At 75.5% G+C, this 7,475-nt stretch carries 1 protein-coding gene; it reads right to left on the reverse strand.

Annotated elements, in window-relative coordinates; genetic code table 11:
• Positions 1–7,475, reverse strand: a 7,475-nt coding sequence (locus ABTY20_RS34290; protein ID WP_352001060.1) for an SDR family NAD(P)-dependent oxidoreductase, incomplete at both ends; no start/stop codon positions are given.

Here is a 7,475-nt window from a genome sequence, read left to right on the forward strand (position 1 = left end):
CGGCGAGCCGGTCGCGGTCGGCGGCGTCGCAGGCGACGACCGTCACCCGGGCGCCGAGGGCGGTGAGTTCCTCGCGCAGGGCGGCGGCACCCGGGGCGTCGGGGCCGCGGCGGCCGGCGAGCAGCAGGTGGCGCATGCCGTGCCGGGTGACGAGGTGGCGGGCGAGGATGCCGCCGAGGGTGCCGGTGCCGCCGGTGATCAGGACGGTGCCGTCGGGGTCCCAGGCGCGCGGCACGGTGAGGACGATCTTGCCGTAGTGCTTGGCCTGCGCCATGTGACGGAAGGCCTCGCGGGCGTGGTGGACGTCCCAGGTGACGGTGGGCAGCGGGTGCAGGGAGCCGTCGGCGAAGAGGCGGGTGAGGTCGGCGAACATCTCCCGGATGCGGTCCTCGCCGGCCTCGCGCAGTTCGTACGCCCGGTAGAGGGCGACGTCGGGGTGGTCGAGGGCGACCTGGCCGGGGTCGCGGACGTCGGTCTTGCCCATTTCGACGAGGCGGCCGCCGGGGGCGAGCAGGCGCAGTGAGGCGTCGACGAAGTCGCCGGCCAGCGAGTTCAGTACGACGTCCACGCCGCGTCCGCCGCTGGTGGCGCGGAAGCGGTCCTCGAAGTCGAGGGTGCGGGAGGAGGCCAGGTGGTCGTCGGCCCAGCCCTCGGCGCGCAGCAGGCGCCGCTTGTGGTCGCCGGCGGTGCCGTAGACCTCGGCGCCCCAGTGGCGGGCGAGCTGGGCGGCGGCCATGCCGACGCCGCCGGCGGCGGCGTGGACGAGGACGGACTCGCCGGCGGTGAGGCCGGCGAGGTCGCGCAGGCCGTAGTAGGCGGTGAGGAAGGCGACGGGCACGGAGGCGGCCTGGGTGAAGGTCCAGCCGTCGGGCACGGGGGCGACCATGCGGGCGTCGGCGACGGCGTGGGTGCCGAAGCCTCCGGTGACCAGGCCCATGACGCGGTCGCCGGGCGCGAGGCCGGTGACGCCGGGTCCGGTGGCGGTGACGACGCCGGCGGCTTCGGCGCCGAGGAGGACGGCGGGGCCGGGGTACATGCCGAGGGTGTTGAGGACGTCGCGGAAGTTGAGTCCGGCGGCACGCACCTCGATCAGGACGTGTCCGGGGGCGGGCGCGTCGGTGATCTCGGGGCAGGGCACCAGTTCCAGCCGGTCGACGGAGCCCTTGACCGGGATGTCCAGGCGCCAGGCGGCGGCGCCGTCGGGCGCGGTCAGGGTGTCGGCGGTGCGGGGACGGGCCAGTCGGGGCGCGTGGGCGGTGCCCTGACGCAGGGCGAGCTGCGGCTCGCCGGTGGCGAGCGCGGCGGGCAGGGCCCGCCAGGAGTCCGGGTGGACGTCGAGGTCGGCGAGGACCAGGCGGCCGGGGTGCTGGGACTGCGCGGAGCGCACCAGGCCCCAGACGGCGGCGCCGGGCAGGTCGTGCGCGGGGTCGCCGGGTCCGGTGGCGACGGCGTGGCGGGTGACCACGACGAGCGGTGTCTCCGTGGTGCGGTCGTCGGCGAGCCAGTCGTTGACGGTGGTCAGGACCTCGTCGAGGAGGGTGTCGGGGGCGGCCGGGGTGTCGTCGCCGGGGCGGGCGGCGGGGGCGGCCGGCGGGTGCTGTCCGGCGAACAGCAGGACGGTGGTGGGGCGTGGGCCGGTGGCGTCGTCGAGAGCGGTGAGGCCGGCGAGGACGGGCAGCGACGTGCCGTCGGGGGCGGTGACGGGGGCGCCGAGCACGGCCCAGCCGGTCGTGTCGGCGGGGGTGGCGGCGGGCGTGAGGGGGGTCCAGTCGAGGTGGAACAGCCAGTCGCGGGCGGCCCGTGCGGACGGGTCGAGGGTTTCGGCGGTCACCTCGCGGACGGCCAGTGAGTCGATGACGGCGACGGGCGCCCCGCTGGGGTCGGTGAGGTGGACGGTGACGGTGTCCTCGCCGGCCGGGGAGATCCGTACCCGCAGCGCGGTGGCGCCGGTGGCGTACAGGGACACGCCGGACCAGGCGAAGGGGACGACGGTGCGGTCGTCGCCGCCGGGGGCAAGCCCGGCGGCGTGCAGGGCGGCGTCGAGCAGGGCGGGGTGGATGCCGAACCGGGCGGCGTCGCCGCGCGCCTGGTCGGGCAGGACGACCTCGGCGAAGACGTCGTCGCCGCGCCGCCAGGTGGCGCGGACGCCCTGGAAGACGGGGCCGTACTCGTAGCCGCGGCCGGCGAGCAGGTCGTAGAAGCCGTCGGCGGCCAGGGCGGTGGCGCCGGGCGGCGGCCAGGCGGTGAAGTCCTCGGGTCGTGCCACGGCGGGGGCGCCCGGTTCGGTGAGGGTGCCCTGGGCGCGCAGGGTCCACAGGTCCTCGGTGTCGCCGTCGGGTCCGGTGGTCCGGGTGTGGACGGTGACGGGGCGGCGGCCGGAGTCGTCGGCGTCGCCGATGCCGATCTGGACCTGGACCTCGCCGCGTTCCCGGAGGACGACGGGGGCCTGGAGGGTCAGTTCGTCGACGCTGCCGACGCCGAGGACGTCACCGGCGCGGATGACGGACTCGACGAGCGCGGTGCCGGGGACGACGACGGTGCCGGAGACGGCGTGGTCGGCGAGCCAGGGCTGGCTGCGCAGGGACCAGCGGGCGGTGGCGACGAGTCCGTCGCCACCGGCGAGTTCGACCGAGGCGCCGAGCAGGGGGTGGTCGGGTGAGTCCAGTCCGGCGGAGGTGACGTCGCCGGCGGAGTCGGCGAAGCGGGGCCAGTAGTGCTGCCGCTGGAAGGGGTAGGTGGGGAGGTCGACGCGGTGGGGACGGGTGCCTGCGTAGAAGGCGTCCCAGTCGACGTCCGCGCCGTGCGCCCACGCCTCGCCCAGCGACAGCGTGAACCGCTCCCAGCCCCCCTCACCACGCCGCAACGTCCCCACCACACCGGCGGCGACACCCGCGTCCTCGATCGTCTCGCGCACCCCCGTCGCCACCACCGGATGCGCACTCACCTCCACCAGCACCCGGAAACCGTCCGCCAGCAGCGCACGCGTCGCCGCCTCGAACTCCACCGTCCCCCGCAGATTCCGGTACCAGTACCCCGCGTCCAGCCCGGCGGTGTCGAACACACCACCCGACACCGTCGAATAGAACGGCACCGCACCCGACCGCGGCACCACCGGAGCCAACAGCTCCGCCAACTCCCCCTCGATCCGCTCCACATGAGCCGAATGCGACGCATAGTCCACCGCCACCCGACGCGCCCGCACCCCCTGCTCCCCACACACCACCAGCAGCTCGTCCAACGCCTCCGCGTCACCGGAGACCACCACCGACGACGGCCCGTTCACCGCCGCCACCGACACCCGGCCCTCCCACCGGCCGACCAGCTCACGCACCACCGACACACCACACGCCACCGACACCATGCCGCCCGCACCCGACAGAGCACGCAACGCACGCGAACGCAACGCCACCACCAGCGCCGCATCCTCCAACGACAACGCACCCGCCACACACGCGGCCGCGATCTCACCCTGCGAATGCCCCACCACAGCAGCCGGCCGCACCCCGCACGACCGCCACACCTCCGCCAACGACACCATCACCGCCCACAACACCGGCTGCACCACATCCACCCGCTCCAACGAAGGAGCACCCTCCACACCCCGCACCACATCCAGCAACGACCACTCGACGTGAGGTGACAGGGCCGCCGCGCACTCCGCCATACGAGCGGCGAACACCGGCGAGGTCTCCAGCAACTCGACCGCCATACCGGTCCACTGGGACCCCTGACCGGGAAAGACGAACACGACGTCACCGCCTTCGACGGCGGTGCCCTCGACGAGGCCGGGGGCGGGCCGCCCGGCGGCGAGCGCGTCGAGGCCGGCGAGGAGATCACCGTTGTCACGGCCGACGACGACCGCGCGGTGCTCCATCGCGACACGCGTCGACACCAGCGAGTGCGCCACGTCCAGCGCACCCGCGCCACCGTCCCGCACGGACGCCGCCAGCCGCGCCGCCTGCTCCCGCACCGCCTCACGCGACTTCGCCGACACCACCCACGGCAGCCACACCGGGGCCTGGGCCGTTTCGGTGAGGACGCCGTCCGTCTCCGCGGCCGGGTCGCCGGTCTCGTCGGTGGGCTCGGCGTCCGGGGCCTGTTCGAGGATGAGGTGGCCGTTGGTGCCGCTGATGCCGAAGGAGGAGACGCCGGCGCGGCGGGGCCGGCCGGTCTCCGGCCAGGGGGTGGCCTCGGTGACCAGGCGGACGGCGCCGCCGGTCCAGTCGACGACCGAGGTGGGTTCGGTGATGTGCAGGCTCCTGGGCACCATGCCGTGCCGCATCGCGAGCACCATCTTCATCATGCCGCCGACCCCGGCGGCGGCCTGGGTGTGGCCGATGTTCGACTTCAGCGAGCCGAGCAGCAGCGGCCGGTCGGCGGGGCGGTCCTGGCCGTAGGTGGCGAGGAGGGCCTGGGCCTCGATGGGATCGCCGAGCGGAGTGCCGGTGCCGTGCGCCTCGACCACGTCGACGTCGGCGGCGGACAGTCCGGCGTTGGCGAGGGCCTGGCGGATGACGCGCTGCTGGGAGGGTCCGTTGGGGGCGGTCAATCCGTTGGAGGCGCCGTCCTGGTTGACGGCGGAGCCGCGGACGACGGCGAGGACGGGGTGGCCGCCTCGGCGGGCGTCGGAGAGGCGTTCCAGCAGGACGAGGCCGACGCCCTCGGCGAAGCCCATGCCGTCGGCGCCCTCGGCGAACGCCTTGCAGCGGCCGTCGGGGGCCAGGCCGCGCTGCCGGGAGAACTCCACGTAGGGCTCGGGGGTGGACATGATGGTGACGCCGCCGGCCAGGGCCATGGTGCACTCGCCGGTGCGCAGCGACTGCAGGGCCAGGTGCAGGGCGACCATGGAGGACGAGCAGCCGGTGTCGACGGTGACGGCGGGCCCCTCGAAGCCGTACGTGTAGGACAGCCGGCCGGAGGCGATGCTGGAGGCGTTGCCCGTCATGAGGTGGCCGGCGAGCTGCTCCTGGGCGGCGGCGCCGCCCAGGCGGACCTGGTAGTCGGTGTTGATGGTGCCGACGAAGACCCCGGTGGCGGTGGAGCGCAGGGTCTCCGGGTCGATGCCGGCGCGTTCGAACACCTCCCAGGAGGTCTCCAGGAGCAGGCGCTGCTGCGGGTCCATGGCGAGCGCCTCGCGCGGGGAGATCCCGAAGAACGCCGGGTCGAATCCGGCGACGTCCTGGATGAAGCCGCCCTCACGGCTGTAGGTGGTGCCCTGCCGCTCGGAGTCGGGGTCGTACATCGAGTCGAGGTCCCAGCCGCGGTCGGCGGGCGGGGTGGACACCGCGTCGACCTCGGCGACCATCAGGTCCCACAGTTCCTCGGGGCTGGTGACCCCGCCGGGGAAGCGGCAGGCCATGGCGACCACGGCCATCGGCTCGTCGGTGACGCCGGCCGCGACGGCCACGGGGGCGGCGGCGGGCCGCTGTTCGCCGAGCAGCCGGTCCTTGAGGTGCTCGACGACGGCGGCGGTGTTGGGGTGGTCGAACAGCAGCGTGGTGGGCAGCCTGACGTCGGTGGCGGCGGTGATGCGGTTGCGCACCTCGACGGCGGTGAGCGAGTCGAAGCCCAGGTCCTTGAAGGCGCGGTGCACGTCGACGGCCTCGGGCGAGGCGTGGCGCAGGGCGGTGGCGACCTCGGCGCGGACCAGGTCGGTGAGCAGGCGGTCCTGGTCGGCCGGTGCGAGGCCGCACAGCCGGTCGCGCAGGGCGTGGGTGTCGGGCGCGGCGGCCTTGGCGGCCTCCAGGGCCCGGCGGACCTCGGGCAGGTCGCCGATGAGGGGGCTGGGCCGGGCGGCGGTCAGGACTCCGGCGTACGACGGCCAGTCGACGTCGACGACGGTGACGTGCGGGGCGCCTTCGGTGACGGCGGCGCACAGTGCGGCGACGGCCGTGTCCGGCGCCATCGGGGTGAGTCCGTCGTGGCGCATCCGGTCGGTGAGGACCTCGGCGGTGGCCATGCCGGCGTCGGCCCAGGGGCCCCAGGCGACGGAGGTGACGGGCAGTCCTGCGGCGCGGCGCTGCTCGGCGACGGCGTCGAGGTAGGCGTTGGCGGCGGCGTAGTTGGCCTGTCCGGCGTTGCCGAGGACGCCGACGACGGAGGAGAACAGCACGAACATCGACAGGTCGTGGTCGCGGGTGAGTTCGTGCAGGTGGGCGGTGCCGAGGGTCTTCGGGCGCAGGACGGCGTCGAAGCGGTCCGGGGTGAGGGCGTCGAGGACGCCGTCGTCGAGGACGCCCGCGGCGTGGACGACGCCGGTGAGCGGCAGGTCGGCGGGGAGGGAACCGAGGAGTGCGGCGAGCTGGTCGCGGTCGGCGACGTCGCAGTCGGCGACGGTGACGCGGGCGCCGTGCGCGGTGAGTTCGGCGGTCAGATCGGCGACACCGGGGGCGTCGGGGCCGCGGCGGCTGGTGAGGACCAGGTGCCGGGTGCCGGCGGCGGCCAGGGAGCGGGCGACGTGGGCGCCGAGGGCGCCGGTGCCGCCGGTGATCAGGACGGTGTCGTGCGCCGGCCAGGTGCCGGTGGGGTCGGCGTCGCCGGCGGGTTCGGGCAGCGGCATCCGGGCGAGCCGGCGGGCGTAGGTGCCGGCGGCGCGCACGGCGAGCTGGTCCTCGGGGCCGCCGAGGAGTGCGGGCAGGCGGTCGAGGGCGCGCGGGTCGGGGGTGGGCGGCAGGTCGACGAGTCCGCCCCAGGTGTCCGGGAGTTCGAGGGCGACGGCGCGGCCGAAGCCCCAGGTCTCGGCCTGGACGGGCGAGACCAGCGGGTCCCGGCTGTCGACCGAGACGGCGCCGCGGGTGAGCGCCCACAGACGGGCGCCCGTGCCGGTGAGGGCGTGCGTCAGGTCCTTGGCGGCGGCGAGGCCGCGCGGGACGGCGGGGTGGTCGGGGTGCGGCCGCTCGTCGAGGGCGAGCAGTGACAGCACTCCGGTGGGTTCCTCGCCGTCGGGGGCGGTGAGCAGGGCGGTGAGGGCCTCGGTGTCCTCGTCGCCGGTCAGGTCGTGGCGCTCGACGCGCAGGCCGCGGGCGGTGAGGGCGGTGAGGACGTCGTCGACCCAGGGGTCGTCGGCGTGCCCGGCGGGGACGAGCGCGGGCCAGCGGCCGGCGGGGACGGGTCCGGCGGCTCCGGTCAGGGGGGTCCAGTGGACGCGGTGGCGCCAGGAGTCGAGGGTGGTGCGCAGGGTGCGGCGGCGGCGCCAGGAGGCGAGCGCGGGCAGCAGGCTGCTGAACGCCTCGGTGTCGTCGCCGGTGATGTCCAGGACGGTGGACAGGCGGGTGACGTCACCGCTCTCGACGGCGGACCAGAACTCGCCGTCGGCGGGGTCGCCGCCGGTGCCGGCGGGCCGGTCGGTCCCGTCGGGGGTGAGCCAGTACCACTCGCGGCGGAAGGGGTAGGTGGGGAGGTCGACGCGGTGGGGACGGGTGCCTGCGTAGAAGGCGTCCCAGTCGACGTCCGCGCCGTGCGCCCACGCCTCGCCC

This window comes from Streptomyces sp. NPDC126497 (genome assembly GCF_040302425.1).
In the GTDB taxonomy this organism is placed as follows: domain Bacteria; phylum Actinomycetota; class Actinomycetes; order Streptomycetales; family Streptomycetaceae; genus Streptomyces.